Annotated in this window: 18 protein-coding genes and 1 pseudogene; 12 read left to right on the forward strand and 7 right to left on the reverse strand. The window is 61.1% G+C overall.

Annotated elements, in window-relative coordinates; all coding sequences use genetic code 11:
* The first annotated feature begins 96 nt into the window (after positions 1-96).
* From QTI17_RS13915 to QTI17_RS35225, 9 genes are all read left to right on the forward strand, one after another.
* Positions 97-1,035: an AI-2E family transporter gene (locus QTI17_RS13915; protein WP_286533834.1), complete on the forward strand. Its 939-nt coding sequence runs from the start codon at positions 97-99 to the stop codon at positions 1,033-1,035.
* A 19-nt stretch (positions 1,036-1,054) separates the two neighbouring features.
* Positions 1,055-2,605: an efflux transporter outer membrane subunit gene (locus QTI17_RS13920; RefSeq protein WP_286533835.1), complete on the forward strand. Its 1,551-nt coding sequence runs from the start codon at positions 1,055-1,057 to the stop codon at positions 2,603-2,605.
* Positions 2,602-3,753, forward strand: coding sequence for an HlyD family secretion protein (locus tag QTI17_RS13925; RefSeq protein WP_286533836.1), 1,152 nt, complete (start codon positions 2,602-2,604; stop codon positions 3,751-3,753). Before QTI17_RS13920 ends, QTI17_RS13925 begins: the two co-directional genes overlap by 4 nt.
* Before the next feature lie 8 nt (positions 3,754-3,761).
* A complete protein-coding gene (locus QTI17_RS13930; protein ID WP_286533837.1) occupies positions 3,762-4,814 on the forward strand; it encodes a DUF2955 domain-containing protein in 1,053 nt (350 codons plus the stop codon).
* 809 nt (positions 4,815-5,623) lie between these two features.
* Positions 5,624-6,409: a TnsA endonuclease N-terminal domain-containing protein gene (locus tag QTI17_RS13935; RefSeq protein ID WP_286533838.1), complete on the forward strand. Its 786-nt coding sequence runs from the start codon at positions 5,624-5,626 to the stop codon at positions 6,407-6,409.
* Positions 6,406-8,616 (forward strand): TnsB C-terminal domain-containing protein, encoded by a 2,211-nt coding sequence (locus QTI17_RS13940; RefSeq protein ID WP_286533839.1) that lies wholly within the window; start codon positions 6,406-6,408, stop codon positions 8,614-8,616. Before QTI17_RS13935 ends, QTI17_RS13940 begins: the two co-directional genes overlap by 4 nt.
* A complete protein-coding gene (locus tag QTI17_RS13945; protein ID WP_286533841.1) occupies positions 8,613-10,109 on the forward strand; it encodes an ATP-binding protein in 1,497 nt (498 codons plus the stop codon). Before QTI17_RS13940 ends, QTI17_RS13945 begins: the two co-directional genes overlap by 4 nt.
* A 12-nt stretch (positions 10,110-10,121) precedes the next feature.
* The gene (locus tag QTI17_RS13950) at positions 10,122-11,942 is read left to right on the forward strand and encodes a TnsD family Tn7-like transposition protein (RefSeq protein ID WP_286533843.1); all 1,821 of its coding nucleotides are present in this window, start codon (positions 10,122-10,124) and stop codon (positions 11,940-11,942) included.
* 22 nt (positions 11,943-11,964) lie between these two features.
* Positions 11,965-13,581 (forward strand): TniQ family protein, encoded by a 1,617-nt coding sequence (locus QTI17_RS35225; protein ID WP_503011058.1) that lies wholly within the window; start codon positions 11,965-11,967, stop codon positions 13,579-13,581.
* Between the two features lie 157 nt (positions 13,582-13,738).
* On the opposite strand, the pseudogene QTI17_RS35050 reads toward QTI17_RS35225, so the two are convergent.
* The 5 genes and pseudogenes from QTI17_RS35050 to QTI17_RS13975 form a co-directional block, all read right to left on the reverse strand.
* Positions 13,739-13,840, reverse strand: a pseudogene (locus QTI17_RS35050) (metallophosphoesterase); the annotation flags it as partial.
* 12 nt (positions 13,841-13,852) lie between these two features.
* Positions 13,853-14,773 (reverse strand): metallophosphoesterase, encoded by a 921-nt coding sequence (locus QTI17_RS13960; protein WP_286533845.1) that lies wholly within the window; start codon positions 14,771-14,773, stop codon positions 13,853-13,855.
* Positions 14,774-14,783: 10 nt separating this feature from the next.
* A complete protein-coding gene (locus QTI17_RS13965; protein ID WP_286533846.1) occupies positions 14,784-15,101 on the reverse strand; it encodes a hypothetical protein in 318 nt (105 codons plus the stop codon).
* Positions 15,102-15,232: 131 nt separating this feature from the next.
* Positions 15,233-16,531 (reverse strand): AAA family ATPase, encoded by a 1,299-nt coding sequence (locus tag QTI17_RS13970; protein ID WP_286533847.1) that lies wholly within the window; start codon positions 16,529-16,531, stop codon positions 15,233-15,235.
* A complete protein-coding gene (locus QTI17_RS13975) occupies positions 16,528-17,028 on the reverse strand; it encodes a hypothetical protein (RefSeq protein WP_286533848.1) in 501 nt (166 codons plus the stop codon). Before QTI17_RS13975 ends, QTI17_RS13970 begins: the two co-directional genes overlap by 4 nt.
* 366 nt (positions 17,029-17,394) lie before the next feature.
* Between QTI17_RS13975 and QTI17_RS13980 the strand changes: the two genes are divergently transcribed.
* Positions 17,395-17,682 (forward strand): helix-turn-helix domain-containing protein, encoded by a 288-nt coding sequence (locus QTI17_RS13980; protein ID WP_286533849.1) that lies wholly within the window; start codon positions 17,395-17,397, stop codon positions 17,680-17,682.
* Between the two features lie 301 nt (positions 17,683-17,983).
* Here QTI17_RS13980 and QTI17_RS13985 read toward each other — a convergent pair whose 3' ends face one another.
* Positions 17,984-18,733, reverse strand: a complete 750-nt coding sequence (locus QTI17_RS13985) for a PIN domain-containing protein (protein WP_286533850.1) — start codon at positions 18,731-18,733, stop codon at positions 17,984-17,986.
* Positions 18,734-18,735: 2 nt separating this feature from the next.
* Positions 18,736-19,599 carry a restriction endonuclease gene (locus QTI17_RS13990; protein ID WP_286534391.1) on the reverse strand — a complete coding sequence of 288 codons (864 nt, stop codon included), beginning with the start codon at positions 19,597-19,599 and terminating at the stop codon, positions 18,736-18,738.
* Positions 19,600-20,175: 576 nt separating this feature from the next.
* On the opposite strand from QTI17_RS13990, the gene QTI17_RS13995 reads away from it, so the two are divergent.
* Positions 20,176-21,882: an ATP-dependent nuclease gene (locus QTI17_RS13995; RefSeq protein WP_286533852.1), complete on the forward strand. Its 1,707-nt coding sequence runs from the start codon at positions 20,176-20,178 to the stop codon at positions 21,880-21,882.
* Positions 21,875-23,308, forward strand: a complete 1,434-nt coding sequence (locus QTI17_RS14000) for a UvrD-helicase domain-containing protein (protein WP_286533853.1) — start codon at positions 21,875-21,877, stop codon at positions 23,306-23,308. The genes QTI17_RS13995 and QTI17_RS14000 overlap by 8 nt, the downstream gene beginning before the upstream one ends.
* Positions 23,309-23,336: the final 28 nt, after the last annotated feature.

Genomic DNA, 23,336 nt, shown 5'->3' on the forward strand with positions numbered 1-23,336 from the left:
GCGCAAAACGCCCGGCGGGCAGACCTCACGGCGCGACGTTGACCGAAATCGCGACCCATCGCGTCGTGATGTCTTCAGATCCGACGACGTCGTTCATTGATCAGCATCTCCCTAGGGGGGAGACAAGGACTCGCGGCCACATTGCTCGTGCTCGCTGGCATCGTGCTGGTCGTTGCACCCACAGGCGTGCTGCTGGCGTCCACCGGCGACTCGGTCCATGACTTCGTCGCCAGCCTGCACAACGACACCCTGCGGATTCCTCCGCCCTCGTCCAGCGTGGCCGAGTGGCCCGTTGTAGGCAAGCGGATTCACGACCTCTGGTCGCAGGCCCACAATGATCTTCCGAGCGTCGTCCGACGGTTGCAGCCGCAGATCGGAGATCTCGCCCGTCACGCACTCGGGATGGTGGCCGGTATCGCCGGCACGGTGCTGCTGTTCCTGGCCTCATTCATCATCGCCGGAATCATCATGGCCTTTGGTCAGTCGGGCACCGCGAGCACCCGGGGCATCTTCGCCCGCATCGTGGGGCCGCTGCGCGGTGAAGAGTTCGCGAGACTCTCGACAGCCACAATTCGCGCGGTGGCGCTCGGTGTCCTCGGGGTCGCCTTCATCCAGGCCATCGTGGTCGGCCTGGTCATGATCGTCGCCGGGGTTCCGTTCGCAGGCGTGCTCGCCATGGTCGTGCTCGTATTGGGCGTCGCGCAGGCGCCCGCGGTCATCGTCACCCTGCCGGTGATCGCGTGGATCTGGATGAGCGGCGAGTACGGCACGGCGTCGGCGGTCCTTTTCAGCGTGCTGCTGTTCGTGGCGGGGATGCTCGACAACGTGCTGAAGCCGCTGCTGCTGGGCCGTGGTGTGGATGCGCCGATGCCCGTGATCCTGTTGGGTGCGCTGGGGGGACTGGCCAGCGCCGGCATCGTGGGTATGTTCGTCGGTGCGACCCTGTTGGCGCTCGGCTACCAGATCTTCATGTGGTGGGTCGCGACCTCGCCGGATTCCGAGCAACCGGAAAGCGCCCCGCGACGTGCCGACTGAGGCCGCAAGCGGCCGGTCGATGGGCAGGTCCGGCCTGTTGGGGTTGGCACTGACGGGCGCTTTCCTGCTCGGAGCCTGCACGACCGTGGGCCCCGATTTCCAGCGGCCCGCGGTGCCCTGGCTTCCCGATTGGAAGGGCGGCTCCCTCGAGGCGGTGGCCGACGGCCCGCGGCCGACAAGCGCCGGACAACTGCAGGCTTGGTGGCGGACCTTCAACGACCCCGTGCTCGACCAGCTCGTCGCCGAGGCGCAGCGCGTGAACCCGAACGTGCGCACTGCCGGCATGCGCATCATGGAAGCGCGGGCGCAGCTCGGCATTGCGGGCAGCACGCTGTACCCCCAGGTCCAGCAGGCCACGGGCGAGCTGCTGAATGTCGGTACGCGCCGGGCGGGCGGGCCGGACAGCAGCGCTGCATCGTTCGGCGTCGGTGCGCGCATCGGCTGGGAACTCGACTTCTGGGGCAAGTTCAGGCGCAGCATCGAGGCCGCGGACGCGGGCTACTTTGCCAGCATCGCGCAATACGACGACGTGCAAGTGCTGATGGCGGCGCAGGTGGCGGGGCTGTACGCCTCGATTCGCACCACGGAGGCACGCCTGCGGATCGCCCGCGAGAACGCCGCGCTCCAGAAGCGCAGCCTGGACATCACGGAACTGCTGTTCAAGAGCGGCAGCGATTCTGAACTCGACGTACAGCAGGCCAGGGCCCAGTACCTGGGCACGCTCGCCACCATTCCTCAGCTGCAGATCGTCCTGCGACAGGCCCAGAACGCGATGAGCACATTGCTGGCCCGTCCTCCCGGTCCGCTGCCAGAGATGGAAGCCGGCCGGGATGTCATCCCGCAAGCCGAACTGGGGGTCATCGTGGACCTGCCGGCTGACCTGCTGCGCCGCCGGCCCGATGTCCGGGCCGTCGAGATGCAACTGGCCGCCCAGTCCGCCTTGATCGGGGTGAGCGCCGCCGACCTGTATCCCGCGATCTCGCTGGTAGGTTCGCTGGGCCTGTCGGCCACGTCCGTGAGCGGCTCGCCCAATGTCCTGAGCTGGGCCGTCGGGCCGAGCCTGGTCTGGAACGTCTTCGATCATGGCCGGCTTACGGACACCGTGCTGGTCCAGGATGCGCGTTTCCAGCAAATCTACGAGCAGTATCAGGGAGTGATCCTGGGCGCGGCGCGCGAAGTCGACGACGCGGCCGTCTCCTTCGCCCGGACGAAGGAGCAGATCGCGCTCCTCGTGGAATCGGTCAAGGCCGCGCGGCGCTCGCTCGACATCGCGACGCTCCAGTATCGCGAAGGACTGACCGACTTCCAGCGCGTCCTCGACTCACAGCGGACCTTCTTCAGCCAGCAGGAGTTGCTCGTGGCCAACCAAGGCAGCCTGACGCAGAGCCTGATCGCCCTCTACAAGGCCATGGGCGGTGGCTGGGAAGAGGCGCGCAGCCGGCCCGTGCTGGACGACGCTACCCGCGAGACCATGGGCCAGCGCAGCGATTGGAAGAGCCTGCTGGCGGCCCCGCTGCCCGCGCCCGCCACCGACACCATTTCCCCCTCTCCTGGAACCCGCCGACCATGAGTTCACAACCCACCTCGCCGGCGCCATCACCTGCCCCGATCGCCGATGCGCCGGCCTCGCCACCGCCGCCCGAAGCCGGCAAGGGGGCCCGTCTTGGTGCCGTGGTCGTGCTGGCGCTGATCCTCCTCAGCCTGGTCTGGTACTTCGTCTCGGACCGACTGACGCCGTACAGCAACCAGGCCCGGGTGCAGGCTTTCGTGGTGCCGGTGGCGACGGAGGTGGCGGGCAAGGTTCTGAAGGTGCACGTGAAGAACAACGACGAGGTTCAAGGCGGCGCACCCCTGTTCGACATCGATCCGACCCAGTATCGGATTGCGCTCCAACGCAGCCGCTCGGACTACGAAACGGTGCGGCGTTCGGTCACGGGCTCCACATCGAGCGTGGAGGCGGCCCGTGCCGGCCTGCAGGCCGCCGTGGCGGGCCATGTCTATGCCCGCCAAGATGCTGCCCGGCTGGAGCAGATCTTCAAGGAGGATCCTGGCGCCATTTCCATCCGACGCGTACAGAGTGCGCGCGCCAGCCTGATTCAGGCCGAGGCAAAGGAAAAGTCGGCCGAGGCCGACCTGCGCCGCGCGCAGGAAGCAGCCGGCGAGAGCGGAGAGAACAACGCGCAACTGATCAGTGCCCGCTCGGCGATCGAGAAGGCCGAGCTCGACCTAAAGCGCACCAGCGTGGTCGCACCGGCCCGCGGCCGCGTGACCGACCTGCGCACGGACGTCGGCCAGTTCGCGCAGGCCGGGACGCCCGCGATGACCCTGATCGCCATGCACGACCTTTGGATCAGCGCCGACATGACCGAGAACAATCTCGGCAACATCAACCCGGGCGACCCCGTAGCGATCGTGCTCGACGTAATGCCGGGTCAGGTGCTGAAGGGGCGCGTCCGCAGCTTGGGCAGCGGCGTGGGCTCGGGCAAGCAGGCCCAGCCTGGCACCCTCCCCACGATCGACAACAGTCGCGACTGGCTGCGCCAGGCCCAGCGCTTCCCGGTGGCGATCGAGTTCGATCAGGCGGAGATCGAGCGATTGCGTGGGGTGCGGATCGGCGGCCAGGCCGAGGTCTTGGTCTACACCGGGGACCATCCCTTCATGAACTGGCTCGCGTCCCTCTACATCCGGCTGATGAGCTACCTGTCCTACCTCTACTGACCGCGACCATGAACCGGGCTGACAAGGCGGTGCTGCGCTTGGCTATCGGCCTCGGCCTGGCCGTTCTGATCGCTTACGGGATGGCGCTGCCGGCACCCTTCGTTGTCTGCGTGATGACGGTGCTGCTGCTGTGCAAGCCCGGGCCGCCGATCCCCTTCGTCAAGGGTGCAGTGCTGGCCATCGTCATCGGCGCATTGCTGTTGGCCGGCGTGCTCATGGTGCCGATCCTCGAGCACTATGCCCTCGCGGGCATATTGCTCACGGGCGTGTTGCTTTACGCCGTCTTCTGCGCCGGCGCGCGCCGGGCCAGCCCGATGACGATCATTCTGGTGATCGCTTTCACCCTTATTCCCGTGGCGGGCGTGGCGGATCAGGCCCTGGTCTCGATCCTCAGTGTCGCCCTGGCGGTGGGGCTCGGTACCGGAGTCTTCGTGGCCGGCATGTCGCACGCGCTCTTTCCGGATGCTCCGCTTCCCTCCCCTATGCAGCCGGCGCCGGCCCCCGTCAGTCCCGAAACCGCGAACTGGACAGCCTTGCGCGCCACGCTGGTGGTCATGCCCGTGTTCGTACTGGCCCTGAGCAACCCGAGCTTCTACCTCGCGGCCATCATCAAGACGGTGACACTGGGTCAGCAGGCAAGTTCGGCGAACGCCCGCACGGCCGGGCGGGAACTGGTGGGATCGACGCTCATGGGCGCGGCAATGGCAGCGGTTCTCTGGATCGGCCTGACGCTGCGTCCGAATCTTTGGATGCTGATGCTGTGGATGGCCGCCGCCGCGCTCTGGGCTGGTGCGCGACTGTTCGGCCTCAAGGCGACATCGTTTTCGCCATCCTTCTGGAGCAATGCCCTCGTGACTATGCTGATCTTGCTGGGCCCCGCCATCGAGGACAGCGCCAGCGGCAAGGACGTCTACAGCGCTTCCGCTATTCGCGTGGGCCTGTTCATCGCGGTGGCGCTTTATGCCTGCGCCACGGTGTGGGCGCTCGAGCGCTGGCGCAACCTCTGGTACGGGCCCTGCGGCGCACGTGGCGATCCTGCAGCAGTTGATGAAACATTCTGAAGAAAAATCCCACGTGTGCTTCATCGTCGTTCTCAGGTCGGTCTGGCCCATCGGCGTCGCCACGACCGGGCTAGGTAGCCACTCGCCGCTGCGCACTACCGCGACGAAAACCAAGAGATCTCATTGAGCCCTACCCACCTTCGCCAACGACCGAGGGAACTGGAGTCGCTGCGGGACCTGTGTCGGCTTTTCCTATCCAGATCACACCGGGACCCATCCAGGGTCAGTCCGTCTCGTTCGAAGAGGTGATCGGTGCCATCAAGGCACCTCAGGACTGGAAAGTTTTCAATCGCACATTGATTGGGGGCTGGCGACTACTTGCTGGAAAGGGGAAGTCCGCGTTTGGGCGACGTGCGGCTCTCTTGCGGCGAGATGGTTCGAGCACCCGATGGAAAGGGTAGGCGATCTGTTCTTCGCTGAATCTCGATCTGTTCATCAGTTCTACTTCCTGCCCTCACGGGCGGTGTCGAAAAAAAACCACCTTACGTCTAGTTCTGAAGAATCCGGAATTCGGGGAGGCGTCACAACAGCAAGACACGTCGATCCACTTGAAACTTGAAGTTCGGGAGCTAAGCTAGGACCATGGACCCGGTGAGGGTGCACCCGACGACTCGATCTGCGAGTTCGCCGAGACACACACCGTCCGGGCCGCTGCATTGCGTCGAGCTGAACGGCTCTGGCTTGCAGCAGTGATGTTGGACCGCATGACTGAGGCCGGCAAACTCGGCTCCACTGGGAGAACTTGTCCCGCAGGTTCGACCGGCTAACTGTGCTCAACCTCCGAGGCAAGGCGCGCCCAGGGTGCGGCTATGGACTGGCCCCACGATCCTTCTTTGTATCCGCCCTACTTGCAGGCCGCCATCCGCAAGGGTATCGGCTTGGGCGAAGGCGCTGCATATGTACCGTGGGTCAAAGTCCCCGACTTCGGTTCACGAGGCACTTGCTCGAACTTCGAAGGGATCAGGATAGATCGACCGTATCACTTCTTGTCGTCCAAAGAGGCAACTTACTTCCTGTTGGAAGAACGCAATCCCGAAAACTCGGATATCCAGGAGCAGTATCCAATCTTGGACATCCAAAGCACGATGCGCCTATGTGCCCAGCTAGGGGTGTCACACCCCTATAATGGAAGGGCCCCAAGGCCATTTACCATTGACTTCGTCATTAGCAGGCGCAATGGCCGAAAGACCACTCCTCTGGCGCGGAGCATCAAGACGCCAAGCGACTTGGCCGACCCGGAAACGGTGCAGCGCCTCAAGGTCGAGCATCAGTGGTGCTCGCAGGTCGGCATCGACTGGGCGAGCGTAGACACCCAACATTTTACCCGGGAACTCCTCAGCAGTCTGCGATTCATCCGTCAATGGTTCGTAGATCGATACACGCCGAGAGAAGAATCTGCGAAACGTTTTGCCGAAGCATTTCAATGCGGCTTCGAGATGGCAACGCCTCTTGAAGAACTCATCCAAAAGGCAGCGCGCAGAAGTCGCCAACGTGACGGAGTAAGCCTGTTCCGGTACTGCGCCTGGTCCAACCTGGTCAAACTGGACCTTCGGCGCCCAGTCAGCTTGGATCATTCCGTGATCCTTCTGCCATGAAACTAGACGGCTTGATCCCTGCAGGCACAAGCACCCTCGCCGAAGGCCTGCTGGTGCGGTACAAGGGCCGCGACGCAGGGCCGCCCCTTCGCATCACCCAAGTCTTCAAGGCTAGCGTCTACGCGATGGCGTATACGACTCCCTCCGGAGCGCGAAACGCCAGGAAGCCACATCATCTGAGTCGACGTGATGTCGAAGCAGACTTGAAGGCTGGCAAGGCCGGGCTCTTCAAGATCGAGCTCCCTGGCGAGTTGCACCGAACGCACCCAACCCCGAACAGTTCGGAGGACCCACGAAGCAGGCATCGGGAAGTTCCTGAACAGACAATCGACGTCGTGTCAGGGTGGATCGCGCCGCTCGTTAGGAAGTTCGACGTCGAAAGCAATCTAGAACGCGTTCAGTTCAAGGCACTGATTCAGAAACGAGCTGACGAGCTCGGGATGAGCTTCACGACGTTGCGTCGGATGCTGCTGCGCTTTTACTACTTCGGAAGGGTTCCCGCGGGGCTGGCACCGCTGGTCTCTGGTCCCGATCCTGGAACGGGAACAACCCGCGGAACGAAGGCCAAATCTCTGCCCCGACGGCGGGGCCGCCAAGAGGTACTGACAGCGCGGCTTGGCAAGAATACTTTTGTCGTCGATGAGGCAGACGTGGACGACATGATCAAGGCCGTCAAGAGGTGCGCCCGGAAGAAGTCGGATCTCGTCTACGCACACGACGAATATATGAAGAGTGAGTTCGCGAAGCGGCATCCAGAAGCCTACGAGGACTACATCAACAAGCGGTGCGTGTTGCCAGTGACTGAGCGTCAGTTCTCCATGTACGCCAAGGCACACGCCGCGTACGAGAAAGAAGTGTCAAACAACATTCCTGCATTGGCAGCGAACGACCCTGGGACATCCGTCCACGCGAGCGGCCCCGGTGAGATCTCCGAAATCGACGCCACCGGAGGACGGGTCGACATCGTCGGAAAAGATGCATCTGGCGAGCCCGTTCTCCTCTACCGGCCATGGATCTACCTCATGATCGATCGATGGAGTCGGTTCATCATGAGCGTGTACGTTACTCTGGGCGCGCCGTCGTGGGAAGAACTCAAGTATGTCCTGCTCCTCGCATTCACCCCCCGGATTGCGCGATTTCGATGTCTGGGGATCGAGGTTGATGAGATCCGTTGGCCCCGCGGCCGCATACCTTTCGCGATCGCGCATGACAGGGGAAGCGACTTTCAATCGATTGCTAACCTGAAAGCCTCGGTAGAGCAGCTGCGCATCGAGTCTCTCACCATGCCGCCGCTGACTCCGAACGCAAGATTGATTGAGCGGGCCATCCGTGAACTCAAGAGGAATATGGCCAGGAGCGGCTTGAGTGGTGTCTTTGCCGAACGTCCTATAGACCCCAAGTCGAAGCGCACGGCCAAAACTGCTCGGAGGGCTGCCGCCAGTTGCCTCCGAGACGTCTACAGGTGCGTGCTAAAGGTCGTAGATGCAGAAAACAACAAGCCCCATACGGCTCTTAAAGACAATCTTCAATTGATCCAAGCCGGCGTTCCGCCCATACCTGTCAAGGCCTATCTGTGGGGGTCCGAACATATCACCGGTGCTCGCGTCTCATCGCTCTCTGAGAAGGATCTGATGCGCATGTTACTTTCCGTCGGAAGGGGATCGATCGCCAAGAGCCGACTGAAGTTTGAGAAGCGCATGTACCAGCCTGTCGATCGAGAGGCACTCGCTCTCGCTAGCAACTCCACAGCTCGGCCAAGAGGCGTAGAGGTTCGATACGACAAGACCTTCTGGGATGAGATCTACGTCGTTACCACGACTGGACAGTGGTCGCTGTGGCGAATGGTTGATGCCGACAGACAGCAGACCAAAGGGGTCCTGAAGGAGGAGGTAGAGGCGCTGGATAAGCAAGGCGCGTTGCTGTGGGCGACGGCCAAGAACGACAGCAAGATCGAACGAGTTTCAGCACGGCCGACGAGAACCGCACCTGCTCGGCATCCCGCGCGACATGGGAGTCGGGAGGAGACCCAGGCGCGACGACGCAGTCAGACACGCGAGATGAAGGAATCCTTGACTGGCCGAGAAACGGCCGAGCTCGAGAGTCCGCATCCCTCGAGGGGGAAGTCATCCAAGCCGAGTTGGAGAGATCTAGAAAAGGCGGAGCGCCTCAAGATCATTGCCAGGACAAGCAGCCGGAGAGCGTCATGATTATCTATCAGTCTACCCCTGCCGAATACAAACCAACAGGCGTGCGAAAGTATGACGGTAACGCCTACATAGAGGCACTTCCATTGTTGGAGGAGACGAAGGACGAGATCTTGGACCGCATCGCGTACTACCCGCCCGAGTTCACGGAGGCGGACAGGAGGAAAGGTGATCTGGTCCGGATCGCCGAACTGGCACGGATTGGATCGTTAATCTATGCCTTCGCCGAGTACCGCCGTGCGGCTACCGCCGCGACGATCAGTATCCGTGACGCATATTTGTGCCGGAATCCATTTACCGTCGAAGGTCAGCGACGCCGCACGATGATCGCGACCCTGAACGGTCCAGATGCATTCGATGCGATGGCCTTCAAGTCGAGTGCGAAGGGCCAGTTGATCATGGCCGTTACCGGAAGCGGAAAAACGACGCTCGGCGGAGGAATCTTTGCACCTTACTGCCACGTGATCGAGCACGCGGAGTATAGAGGACACCCGTTCAGATGCAGGCAAATTCCCGTCATCCCGATGGCGGTGATGCACGACGCATCGCTGCTGAGCTTTTGCGTTCAATTCTTCGAGACGATCGACAGAATCCTTGGAAACACCCATTACGCAAAGGAAGCCAAGGCCGTTCGCACGATTGCATTGATGGCTCTCCTGATCCACAAGGTCGCCAATGCCGTATCTCTTGGATTGATCTTCATCGATGACGTCCATCACCTCAGGGCCGCTAAGGGGAAGCAGGCAGATATGGTCCTCAATCTACTTAGTCAGATTCTTGAGATCGCCGGCGTTTCGCTGATGCTATCTGCAACTCCAGCGCTCGAACCGGTGATCGCCCAAAGCGTAAGGAACATCAGGAAGCTTGCCTCGGGCGGTACGAGCAAGTTTCCTGTCATGCGTCGCAACGATCCGCAATGGATCGCGCTAGCCACCGCCCTGTGGAGATACCTGATTGTGCGACGTCCTGGTCCGCTCACGGAAGACATCCTCGATGCATGGCACAACTGCAGCGGCGGCAACCCGGCTTTCACTGCGATGAGCTTCACGTTTGCACAGATACAAGAGATCGGAGACCGGGAGTTCATCGACGAGCTTTCTTTCCAAAGGGTAGCTGAAACAGAGATGATCCTCCTGAAGCCCGCGATCAAGGCGCTGCTTTCGGGAAAGGCCGAGGATCTGCAGAGGTTCGACGACCTGGTTCCCAAGAGCGGTCTATTGGAGCTGCAGGATCAGCTCGGATGGGCACACGAAGCTCCGGAGACCGCTGAAAATGAACCTGAGTTCCCAGAATTGGATGAAGCGGAAGGACCGCCTGCTGCACGGAAGTCGAAGGCGCGCACGACGCAGTCAAAGGCAAAGGCAAAGGCAAAGGCGAAGCCGAGGACGAAGGGGAAAGCCATAGCGAAGCCCGGCGCCAAGACAGAGCCAGGTTCGAAGTCAAGACGTAGGCCGCCCAATTCCGGAGGCCTCCCAACAGTCCAGCCTTCGTTCTGACAGCCACCGACCATGAACTCGCCGAACCCCCTGCCCTATGCGACCCAGCATATGGATGACGAGACCCTCTATGGCTACCTGGGCCGCGTCAACGCGTACAACTGCGCGGGTTCCAGTGGACGGTTTTTGCGGGCCATCTTTGGAGACTCAAAGGCCGTCTCCAGTGCGGATCTTCCTTCAAGGCTCATCGCGATGTTGGAACGCTGGCCCGAAGTCAGCCCCTACCCGTCGGTTGCCGAGGTCATCGAAAACGCGACCCAGTATCCGTACCATCGTCCGTTCATTCCCACCGAGCGTTGGAATGAGTTGGTTCGACGCGCGACGGACGGGCCCGGAAGCTCACTGAAAACCTGGCTCGGGCTGGTGGCTCAACGGTTCTCCGCCACGACGACTTTTCGCTCTTGCGTTGAATGCGACCGGCTATCCTGGGACGCCGAAGGCGTCCTTTACTGGCACCGCTCCCACTTACTGCCGGGCGTGGTCATCTGCCCCGTCCATCACACCCCGCTCGTGGAGCATTTCATCCAAAGCAAGGACAGTGCACGCAGCGCGCTTCGACTTCCGCCGTTGTCCGGATCGCCCGTTGTGATTGCTCGTTCGGCGCTCGGCCCTTTGACCAACTTCGCCGTTACGTCCTACGATGTTCTGCGCTCATCATCAGAGCCCATGGGAGACCAATGCACCCCGACCTATCTCGCAAAGCTGAGGGATATGGGGCTTTGCAACGGCGCAGGACGCATAAGGTGGCCGGAGCTTTCATCACTTGTCGTGGAAGCGAATCGCGGCTTCCACACCTGGGCCCTAGGAGGACGAATCACAGAGCGCACGGGCACTGTCCTGAGATGGATCTACGCGCTTCTTCGAGGCCGGCCGGAGAAGCTATCTCATCCGGCGACGCACATTGTTCTCATCAACCTTCTCTTCGGGTCGTTCGACGCCTATCAGGCGGCCGCGGGCGTTGTCGCCGCTGAAGCCGTCGATGACCCGCCGAGGCGACCGCTTGGCCCCGGTCCTGTCGCCCGTCTTGACAGCGGCGACTGCAACGTAAGTTGTCGGAAGGCGGCGACCGCACTCGGTGTTTCTGTGACCACGGTAGTCAAACGCCGACGCGCCCTCGGCCTTCCGATTGCGGAACGTCGCAAAACACTGACACCTGATCGGATCGCGTTCGTCCGGCGGCAACTCGGCTCCGGAGCCCTTCCTGCGATAGTTGCTCAGGAAGCGCATCTTTCCCCGAGCTCGGTGTACCGGATTCGCTCTTCGATGGTTCTAAACCCTCCGGCAGGCGCGAGGTTCCCCCGTGCCGAGATGGTTCGCGTGTATCGCAAGAGGTGGACAAACACGGGGCTGATGTCGTCGGCCGTCAAGCAGCGCCGCATGATTGACGGCGCGGCCTATGCGTGGCTCTATCGTCACGACCACGAGTGGCTTACGGTCGGACCGGGACATCCACCGCCGCCACCTAGCCGCAATGTGCGGCGCTTCAGGATTGACTGGGAAGAGCGCGACGAGAGTTACGCGCGGCGTATCGCCGCTGTATCGGGGGAGGAGCGCGCCCGGGAACCCAGGATCAGACTATCCGTTTCGGCGCTGATTCGGGTGACGGGGCCACAGAGCTCGATACGAGCCCACTTGTGTCTCCTTCCGCGCACCAAGGAAGCGCTCCGAATCAATTCGGAAAGCATTCGCGACTTCCAGAAGCTTCGCTATTTCCGAGCCGCAGCGAGTCTGGCCAATCATGACGGCGCATTCCCGCAATGGAAGGCTCTGAAGTTGGCCGGCCTGCACCAGCCGCCGCCAGCCGACGACGTCAAGCCTGAAAGGACGGGGTAGATGCATGCTAGCCTTCCCGCAGATGCCCGAGTCGGATACGGATGAACTTGCGGGCAGCTACTTTTCTCGCATAGCAAATGAGAACGCCGTGCGATCCAGGCTCGCGTTTCTGAGGTGGCTCGGGTGCGCAAAAAACCTCAGCGAGGCCCAGATCATGGACGTCAGCGACTTGACTCCGACTTGGATCGCGCTAGCGGAAACGTTGGAGATCGGCCTTGACGACCTCGTTCGGCGGTTCAGCACAAAGCCTTACTGGGCTTGCTTCTATAGAAGAAATCCCCACCCAAGGTCAGATATCGGGATCCTGTCGCGGCCGCCCACGGACCAATCTCTTCTCCTAGCGATATCGCACACACGATTGCATCTCAGAATCTGCCCTGAGTGTCTTGTCAAGGATTGGGAGAGCCCCAGGGGCGTACCGATTCTTCGTCGAAGTCACCAGCTTCCAAGCTCGCTGGTTTGTTGCATACACGGCGCGAGACTTCTCCATCAATGTCCTGGCTGCAGGAAAGTACTCGTCCCAAGGTTGGAGCTAGTCCATCTTCCGCAGCGTTGCGAGAGCTGTGGATACGACCTACGGAGCCACCGCGAGCAGCGGCTGGGTGACCTCTCGCCCTTCCTCAGGCTAGCGCTCTTTGAGCGGGAATGCCTGCACTCGACGTTCGCACCCAGACTTGCAAGCGATGCCGCGGCGTTTATTACGATGGTCTGTCATGAACGAAACCTCACTCCGATCGATATGCTCCGTGAGAACTTCGGAACCCAGATCAGTTCTTGGCGGCGCAGATCTGAGATAGCCGAATTGAGACGAATAAACCTCTGGGAGGCAACCATGCCGACTCTCTGCGCCTGCCTAGTAGCTCTCGGATTCACTCACGAATCCGCACAGAAGGCGATCAACCAATCTGCACCCGAAACGCTCGCGCCGAGCAAAGCGACCGGCAGAATCGAGAGCATCTCACAGGCGCGCAATATCGTGCTCGCAAAGATTCGTTCCGGAGGACGCGTTACCTGGACCAGCCTCCAGCACGGATCGCGGTATCTTTTTTGGTTTCTTTTGTTGGCCGATCGTGCATGGATAGAAGGGAAGCTCGGACCGCGCCCTCGCGCGGGTCGGCGAGTGCCGTCGGTGCGCAAGGACCGAAAAGAAATCCTCAGTTCCTCTTCGGAAGAGAGGCGTCGAGCAGCATCTGCGAGAGCAAGCTATCGAGATCGAGAGTGGTTGCAAGCCATCCTTGCGAACCGTCGCGACGAGCAGAGCAAACAGCGCCCTCTTGCTCGGGACGCGGTGCTCAGGGCTTCGATCAGTAAGGCAATGACTGAACTATTCGCAAGATCAGGTCGCCCGATCAAGTTCACTATCCAACGGGCGGCCGCGGCAGTCGGCATGAACAGAAACAGTATCAGGACCCTGAATCGGCGAGACCCGCAACCTCGCGACACGCTATTTGAGTCACCCAGCCACTATCGTCTGCGCGTCCTGTTGTGGATGATGAACGAACTGGCCCAACTGGAACGGCACGTGATGCCTAATCGCCTCCTCAAAAAGGCGCGGGTGAACGCCGGTCCGACAGAACGCTTCTGGGCTGCAAGCATTGTCTACCTCTTCGGCCCCCCAAGCAGCAGCGAGACGACGTAGCCAGTCGTTCTCCAAATTTCGCCGACGGCGTGGGAGAGGATTGCGTCTACTATGAGGCACGACACACCTGCGGATCAACTTCGAGCATCTCAGCCGGGGGATCGCTTTCGAACACGGTCCTCTCACACGGGCGGAGCCTGCTCAGTGGCAGCTCGCGTCATACAAGGCCTCCATGCTTGATTGATCGAAGAATGTTCTGCACTCGTTCTAGGCCACCGGCACTGGTAAACTCTGCCGGCGTTTGACCTCCCAGGAGGACATGCGGCTTGCGTTACCAAGCGTCGGCTCCGTTTCCGAAGACCTCTCTGGCGAGATCGAGCAGCTCCTTATTGCCATGACCTCCCCCGACGCCCGACGACGAGTCGACCTCGACCAACAGTCTTGGGTTGAAGGCCTTGTTCTCGAACTCTCCGTGCCAGTTCAAATAGCCACGCGGGTTTGAGATCACCCGGCAGTTCCCCACCTGGTAATCGAAGCTGTCGTGCGTATGCCCGTGCACCCACAGCAAGGGCACCTCAAAAAACTCCGACCGCATCTCGCTGACGAAGCCGCCGGAGCACCAATCCTCAGCATACCGCGCTGCCAGCGAATTGCGATGGGGTGCATGGTGTGTCACCACCACCGTTGGCCCTTCGAACGGCTCGGCGAGCTTCCTGCGAAGCCACGAGCGATGCCGCCGATGAATCAGCAAGGTATCCGTCGGCACCAGACGCCGGGACCCACGCGAGTTTGATGCGTGCAGGTCATCAATTCGGATCGCTGAATAGTCGGCCAGGTAGCGCAGGCTTTCCATCATCGAGCGATGCCGATCAGACAGCAACCGCACTGGTTGTCCCGGAAAGCCCGGGCTATCGATCCGCAAGCGAAAGTCGGTCCACAACGTGCAGCCCAGGAAGCGGACGCCTGCGATCACCACCTCGTCGCAGTCGAGGAAATGAATGCCCTGCGCTTTCGCTTGGCGCCGCATCTCCGCTGCCTCTTGAGCGAGCACGGACTCGTAGTACTCATGATTACCGGCGATCTGCACGACAGGCTTGTCACCAAAACGCGCCGGGTCTCGCAGCCAACGCGCGACCGCCCGACCAGGCGCGACGATGTCTCCCGCCAATATGGCCACGTCGTAGTCCAGACCCTTCGGTGCCTCGAATGTCTCGAATTCGGCGTGAAGGTCAGACAGGATGAGCAGCTTCATGTCCGTTACCTCAATGAGCATGGGTGACAGCAGCCGCCAGCACTCGCCCCGTAAGCAGGCCGCGCTCCAAGGCAGTACGCGGCGTCAGTCCTGCGAGAGATTCGGCGGGGCTTTCCAGAAAGGAGAGGAGCTGCCAGCTGTCTGTGGTGCCAAGTGCTTCCAGAAGATCTTCGAGGACAAGCCATATTTCCGGCTGAAACTGCCACTTCGGCAATCGGAGCACGCCCTTGGCGTCTACCACCCCGATGCACTGACTGCGCCTAGACCAACTTAGAACGTCCAAAGGATTGACATCCAGCAGCTTCGCAGCCTGGTCTACCGTTAGCATGTCCGCCGCTGCTAGCCGGACAGCTCGGGCCTGAGCTCCAGCTTTCAGGAGGTCCTTTGTCGTACGAACCGCTGCATAGGGGCCGTATGGCCTGCCTCGGGATCCAGGTGGTTTCATGGCGCCTCCCCGGCTCAGTGCAACACCACCTTCGGCCCGTCTTCGTCGAGGACGTCCGCAGGCAAATCCGAGGTCTTCAGATACCTCCGGTCGTTGACGATGGCGCGCGCCACGGCGCCCTGTACCGCCTTTCGGATGGCGCGAGGCGTGAGGTGAGCGAGCCGATACGCCAACCGCGGCTCCGGCGGAAGGAAACCCGGCACCGAGAGCTTTTCGACAGTTCGCGCGGCCACGACCTGCGCAATCTGGATGGCGTGTGCTCCGCGGGGAAGTGGGATCTCGAACTCCGTGAACCTTGATCGCAGCGATTCCGGGATCCTATTTGGATCGTTCGAGGCCGCAATGTAGATGGCCAAGCTGGCATCAAACGTGATGTCCAGCGCGGCATCGCGAGCGGTCGCCGCTGTGAACGGCTCCAACAGGGAGTGGAGCGGTTTGAGCGGGTCATACGCCGAGTTCGCCGGAGCTTTGTCCAGTTCGTCGATCAGAAAGACCGGGTTCGCGTACCTCCCCAGGACGATTTCCTCGAACACCGCGCCTGGGCATGCGGTACTCCAATGACGTTCAGTGCCGAGGAGCAAGGATGTCGTTTGGGCGTTCTCCATGGTTTGGCGCCGCAGCGAAGTCCCCAAGGCAAGCGCCAGATCGTTTGCATAGTGGGATTTCCCGATCCCAGGCGGCCCCCATAAATGAAGCGGAGGGATCCAGAGAGGCCCCTTACTGCTCATCGAAAGCGCCACGTGTTCGACAACGAAGTCGGTGACAACCAGAAAGTGTGGGTGGCATGCACGCAAGTTCGCTACCGCCCGGGCCCACCGATCTGGATTACGAGCGGGATTGGCAACCTCTCTGAGCGCGCCGAGCGACTTCACCCTCTCCATGAGCTCAAGCTCGCGCTTGTGTTCGTCTCTGTTTCGCACGGTGGCCGTCTTGGCGAGCACACGCAGGACCTCTTCAGCTTTCAGTACGGGGTGGCGTCGCGTCCGGTCGCGGCGCGCCATCCCGCGCTCAAACTGCTTGATGAAGGAGAGTTGGTCGCCTGGTCCTGCAGGCAACTGGGCGGTACGTGCGACAGCGGCCCTCGTTGCGTCCCGGTCGGCCCGCAATCGTTCCAGGGTCGGGACGCGCCTATCCTCCTCGCGAGCTCGGGCCAGTCTTCGACGCTCCTCGAGCAGGCGCCATTGCAGCGCGATAGGGAGCAAGAGCTCCACGCCCTGATACGAGTCCTCAAATGCCTCGGTGCGATACAAGGCGAAGCCCTCCGGATTGTCGGAATCGCCCCCTCCGGACGTTCTTCGGCGAATCGTGTTCACGATGGATTCGCCTCCCACTCGATCGCCTCCCTCCAAAAGCCTTCGAGGCCTTCTTCACCACAGCGCGCCAGGGCCCTCGGCCCGTGCAGGCTGCACAACGTGAGCTCAGTTCCAAAATAGTTGGCGGCTTCGGCGCGCCGCCCGCATACCATGCAAGCAGTGCTCGTCACACGTTCGGCCTCGAGTACGACGCGATCCACCTCGGGCGCTAGGTCGGCGGCAACATCGTAGGCTGCAAACAGCATGGCTCGGCGGGAATCGCCCTCGAGGTTGACCACGAACGTTCGAAATTCGCCCAACACATACAAGAAGAGCCCGCAGCCTTGGTCGGCTCGAAGCTGGACCCAGCGAAAGCCAAGTTTGCCGGGAGGTAGGAGCCGGTCGATCTGCTCGCACGCGCGGCCCAGAATCGGCGTCCAGCCGCGATAGAAGGTCAGGCCTACGTGGTCGCCTTCGAACATGTACGGAAAGCGCGCTTTCAAAAGAGCACCGTTCATGCTGGTCACTCCTTCGCGGCCGTGCAGGCGATCAAACCTCCGACGACGCCGTGAGCCCGACAGCTCGGGGGACGTCGTCGTTGCTCCAATACTCAGGCGCGTCGGTCCGCGTTGCGTCGCGCGAGACTCGAAACCCCGCTGCGATCTGCCGATGTCGTCGACTACGACGCGTTTGTCCCTCGCACCGACCGCCATGCACCTTGTATCTTATACGCTGGTGCCTAAAAGCTCAAGAATTTGTGGTAACGGACTGGGCTTCAACAGCATCCGGTTCACCGACCATGCCCAAGCATCTGCACACGTGCCCTAGCATTTTGAACCCGATAGGCTGGTGCGCAAAAGCACGCAAGAGGCGAGATTCGTCTCATGCGTTCCGACCAGGATCCGGCGTTGCTCCGGGCATTTGCAGCCGAGCTGAAAGCTCGCAGGTTGGCGCTCGGACTCAGCCAGGACAAATTCGCTCTCATGGCGGAGATCCATCGGACCTTTGTGGCGAAAGTGGAGCGAGCTGTGGCGATGCCCTCGCTGTCGAGCGTCTATCGCATCGCCGAGGGGCTCGATGTCGATCCGGCCGAGTTGATCACCGCCGTTTCAAAAAGGTACATGAAGGAACTTCGCAGCGCCGCATCGGTGGTACCCACTCGTACATCGTAGGAAGGGTCGCGCGAGATAACGCTGCGAGAGGCCGGATTACAGGTCGCTGGGCCCGCATCACCATGGCGGCTCCCCCATGGATTCGTCCAATCCACCGAGGCGGTGCCTCACGAAACTCGCTACGTCTCGAGCAAGCTGAAGCGGCTCTCGGTTCGCGCTCCTACGCAACATCGGTAAGCGAACGATCATCGCCGCCTTCAATCCGCGCCAATAGTCCGTTACGAAATCAGCCTTTCGTCAAATTGTTCAGGAATTTGCCGCACAGGCAAGGCGGGACGACGTAGCGGACCACCGACTTGCATCAAGCTTGCGGGCTCCCGTAGCGCAGCTTTCCATCTACCACGCTGATCACGTCGCTGGTTTGCAGTCGGTCTATGAGCAACTGCACTTTTTGAGGCACGGGCGCGGGGCCGAACTTCGTTTGAATATGGCGCTTCAAGGCCGTCAAGCTCTTGGGCCGGTTTGGAGCCTTGAAGTCTTTGAGAAGGGCTCGATACATTGCGATCGGGAGCTTCTCCGCAGACTTTACGCTCGCGGGCAACCGCTGTGCGCCGGGCCCTTGGTGCGTTGCCGAAGAATTCTGACTTTGCGTGGCCTGGGCGTTCGCGATGACCTTCTTCTTAGGAGCCGCTGTAGATTTCGGCTTCTTCCCTGGTCCAGGCACATTCTCCTTTGAGAAGCTGCTGACCAGCTTGGTCACAACCGGCAGTGAGTTCATGCGGCGCACAGAAAATGCAAGCGTTCGTGCATGGGCAATCGGCGGGTCGTAGCCGGTGTCCTTGGCAAGAACGACAAAGCGGCACGATGGGTGTTTGGCCGCCAGATAGCCGAGGTAGAACACCAAGTGGAAATCCAGTGAGTTCGAGCCTGTGCGTGAGATTGGGATGAGCGTCGATCGCGGGCTGTCGACTTCGAAGCCCGCCTTGCGTTTGAGCTGGTTCGGGCCATAGAAGACCCATGCTTCTCCGGCATCACCGAGCCAGGCCTCAACCTCCTTTGGGGAAGGCTGGACGTTTTCCAGATCTACCAGCAAGTGGACGCCGGTCGCCATGCCTATGCCGTGCCGCGACAGCGGGGGTAATCCGAACAACCCCAGAATTCCTGTCCGGCGTTGGCGCCCTTCTTCGCGGTACGTCGAACCATCGACTGGGCGCACCTTGGGCACATCGGAGCGACTAGCTTCGCCGCGTTGGGCCGCGGGTCGACAGGTACTCCTGCGGGGTGTTCCCCAGACTGACCAGCGACACCACCACCCTTAGCCTGCCGGAGCAACTGGTGCAGTTTGGGGCCATCGACGAGTCGAACGTTGCGCCCGCGCGCAAACTCCTCCGCCTCGGCGGTGAACCGGCCTGAGGTAACGACGAACCCACCTGCGGCACCTTTCGCTGCCATGACGCCATACAGCTCTCGCACCACGGGTACGCCGACCTTGAAGGCGCGCCATTGCTTGCACTGCACGAGGTACAACTCACCGCCTTGGCGAAGGACCAGATCGATGCCGTCGTCGGGGCCTGGCTTGTGGTTTTCCGCAACGGTGTAGCCCTGCAGGCGGAACCCCTCGCCCACGAGCATCTCGAATTCACGCCAACTCATTCCATCCAAGCCGCCAGCGGCATCGGAACGCGTCGCGCTATCCATCAAAGATTGACGTTTTGCCCGCCGCCAGATCGAAAGCGCAGAACCTGCGATGCAGATGAGTGGCACGATGAATTGCCCGGCCGAGGCAAGGCCGCGCCAAACGGCCCCGACCATGGCACTGCTCACGTCACCCGGCTTGAGCGCAACCAACGGCGCTGCCGCTATGTGGCGAAGCACTATGTAGCTGACGATAGCGAGGAACACCCCGGCGTACCAAGGCATCAGCGCGACTAGGTCGATCAGGTTTTCAGCGGGGCCGGCTTTTCTTCGACGGGGCATCGGCAATTCTTTGAGCCATTCGGCCCGCAAGCTGCGGGGAGACATATCCGGCTCCGCAATTTTGAGGAGGACTGCACAGTTGGTTGTTGGCTATTTGCCACGACACATACTTTCGCCTTAGTCGGAGATCCGATGCATGGAGGCTGGCGTTCAACCATTGAGTACGGCACCGGCGGCTGCTACGCAGCGAAGGCGGCCGATCAGCGAGTCGGCTCCCTGAGGCAGGTGACCTCCAGATTGCGGAAGTCCAGCGGCCGGCGACGGCCGATGCAGTGCCTGTCATGCCGCAGCTTGCATGGGACCTTGAAGGAGGGCGCTGAGGGAACAACACTCCACGCGCCAGCTGAATCTTGGTCCGTCCGACACGGACGCATGCGTCTGCACCACTTGACTGTCAGGTTAGGAACTGCGACTCCGCAACATTGATGACCTCCCATGCTTCACCTCACCTCGCCGTGACAATTTGTATCTATGATGGTCGTCGCGCAGATGGCTTATTTCGTCGGTTGAACCTGCCGAAAAAATGTAGGCAGAATCGCCTGTGGTGCTGAGTAATGGTCTAAGGAATATTGTTCGGTGAAGATCAGAAAAATAAAGATTACAAACTTCCGCGGTGTTAGAGAGCTCAATTGGAATCTCCCGGCTGCAGAGATCTTCTGCTTAATTGGCAAGGGCGACTCCTCAAAGTCGACCATTCTGGATGCGATCAGAATAGCCTTCCATCCGCAATGGAACCTTGCCCTGAGCGACTCCGACTTCTACCAAGGCAAGGCGGAGAACTCGATCGCCATTGAGATCACCATTGGCGAGCTGATCGAGGATTTCTGCTCGCTCACCAAGTACGGGAGCATCCTCAGGGGTTGGGACGCCGCGGCCCAAAAGCTCGTCGACGAACCCGAAGACAACCTGGAGCGTGTTCTGACCGTGCGGCTCACGGTCGAGAAGGATCTGGAACCAAAGTGGGTTGCAGTTTGTGATCGGACCCCTGAGGGCGTGCTATTCAAGACGGCCGACAGGAACAAGGTCAGCGTGGGCCTCATCGGTATCTACAGCGAGAAGCAACTGTCCTGGGCGACCGGCACGGCGCTGGCGAAGCTCACCGAGGCCCAGAGCCTCACGGAGCTTCTTGCCAACGCCTCCAGGACGGCCCGGGCCTCGCTGGACGCCGACAGGCTAGTTTCGCTCAAGAACTTCGATGCGGCGGCAGGCAAGTCGCAGGAAGCCGCAAAGATCCTGGGGGTGCCGGTCGCGGACGGCTATAAGGCCCACCTCGATCTGAACGCCATCAACCTGAAAGTGGGTGGTCTCGCCCTGCACGACGGCGAGATTCCTTTGCGCCAGCTAGGCCTCGGGTCACGCCGGATGCTGCTGTGCGGTATCCAGCGGATGGGACTGGAGGAGGGACACATCACCCTGTTTGACGAGGTCGAGATCGGCCTGGAACCCCATCGCATAACCCGGCTGATCAAACATGTCCGTGAAGACCGGCGCGGGCAGTACTTCCTCACGACGCACTCCCCCATGGTGCTGCGTGAACTGACGGTCAATGAGCTCTATGTCGTTCACAACAAAGCCGGCGTGGTCGAGATCATCTCAGCGGCCAAAGACGGTTTGCAGGAGCACGAACTGCAGGGCAAGATCCGCTCGAGTGCCGAGGCCTTCTTGGCGAAGAAGGTGGTGGTGTGCGAAGGCGCAACCGAAGTCGGTTTTCTGAGGGGATTCGACGACCACCAAGTACAGACAGGAAAGGATTCGCTCTCCTACCACGGCGTGGCACTTGTCAACGCCGGCAGTGGAAGCCAGGTGAAGCGAATGGCGAAGGCTTTCAAGTCGCTTTGCTACGAGGTTTCGGTGCTCGCCGATGCGGATGCGCCGGACCAGTTCTCCGACGCCGATGCTACCGATCTCGTGAAGCACGGCATTCCAGTGCATGCCTGGAGCGAGAAGCTGTCGCTGGAGGAAAGGGCATTCCGGGACCTACCGTGGGAGATAGCACTTGCTAGCGTGAAGCTCGCTCAGGAGAAGCTCGGCTACCCAACGCGCGATCAAGTGCACACCCAGTTCAAGGACGCGCTGGACCAGGACATCAGTACTTGGCCGGAAAGCGTCAAGCTGCGGGTGGCCATTGGCGTGGCCGCGAAGAAGGCTGGCTGGTTCAAGGACATCACGCGGGGCGATCTCTGGTTTAAGGCAATTAGCCCGAGCTATGGCAGTGCGGATTTCCTGAAGAAGGATCTGGCCGTCAAGCTGGAGGTGCTCTGGGCTTGGGCGGCCCATGTCTGAGGAATTGGCGCTCAAGCTCAACAGCTTCGGGGACAAGGGCTATGTGATTGCGCCTGCCGGATACGGAAAGACCTACCTGATCGCGCTCGCCGTCAAGGCTAGCGCCAAACGGCAGCTCGTCCTGACCCACACCTTCGCGGGCGTGACCTCGATCAAGACCAAGATGACGGCTCTCGGCGTACCCGCCGGCAACTACCAGATCGACACAATAGCAAGCTGGTCGCTTCGGCTTTGTCTGGCCTACCCAAAGAGTTCGGGCTGGAACGCGCAACACCCGACGGGCAAGCAATGGAGCAAGCTCTACGCGTCATGCTCCGGTCTTCTCGGCAAACAGTTCATCCGTCATGTCGTCAAGGCAAGCTACGCCGGCGTCTATGTGGACGAGTACCAAGACTGCTCCGAGCAGCAGCATGCGCTGGTGTGCGCATTGGGCGAGTTTTTGCCCTGTCGGATCTTGGGTGACCCCATGCAGGCCATCTTCGACTTCGATGAGGGCAAGCCTGTCGAATGGGCGACAAGTGTCTATCCCGCCTTCGCACTGCTCGGGAAGCTGGAGATTCCACGGCGCTGGGAGAAGTCGGGCGTTCCGGAGCTTGGGGCTTGGCTGAAGACGGCCAGAGAGACGTTAGAGCAGGGGCGCAAGATCGATCTGTCGAAGGAATTGCCGGTTTGCGTGCAGCGGCTCCGGACGGAACCGCAGTACCTCTCGGCGAAGCAGTATTCCGCGTTGTGCAAACTGCTGGACCACAACGAGAGCGTGATCGCGCTGCACGGAGGCGACCAACCGTCCAAGAACAAGACCCACCTGTTGGCGCGGACCATGTCTGGCCGTTTTTCTTCGATCGAGGAAGTCGAGGGCAAGGCGCTCCACTCGTTCGTCAAGAAGCTCGTCGCGGCAAAGACGGTCCAGGCAGGCTTCCTTCTCGTGCTCGAGTTTTCCAAGAACTGCTTCACGGGCGTCCCCGATGTCTTGACGGCAGGAACCAAGAGGGGCGAGGTGGCCAAGCAAAGCAAGGGCACCAAACACCCCTTGGTCTTGCACGCCGCGAATGCCTATCTCAACAAGCCCACGAGTTCGCACTTGCGATCGTTCCTCGTGACGCTGAAAGCGACCAAGGGCGTCTCAGCCTACCGGCGCGACCTGCTATACCGCTTCCTCAACGTGTTGAGGATGCACATCGATGGCGACGGCCCGAGCCTTGCAGACGCCGCAAATCTGTACCAGCGCGACATGCGGCATACGGGTCGGCCCCTCAAACACCAAAAACTGATTGGGACGACATTGCTCGTGAAGGGACTGGAGTATGACCATGCGGTAATCCTCGACGCCGATGCGCTCGACGCCAAGGACCTGTATGTCGCCATGACCCGCGGTTCGAAGTCCCTCACCATCATTAGCAGTCTCGCAAGCTTGCCAGGGCGATAGGCGAACATGAAGAAACGGGCATCGGCCG

Source organism: Variovorax sp. J31P179 (assembly GCF_030316985.1).
GTDB lineage: Bacteria > Pseudomonadota > Gammaproteobacteria > Burkholderiales > Burkholderiaceae_C > Variovorax > Variovorax ginsengisoli_B.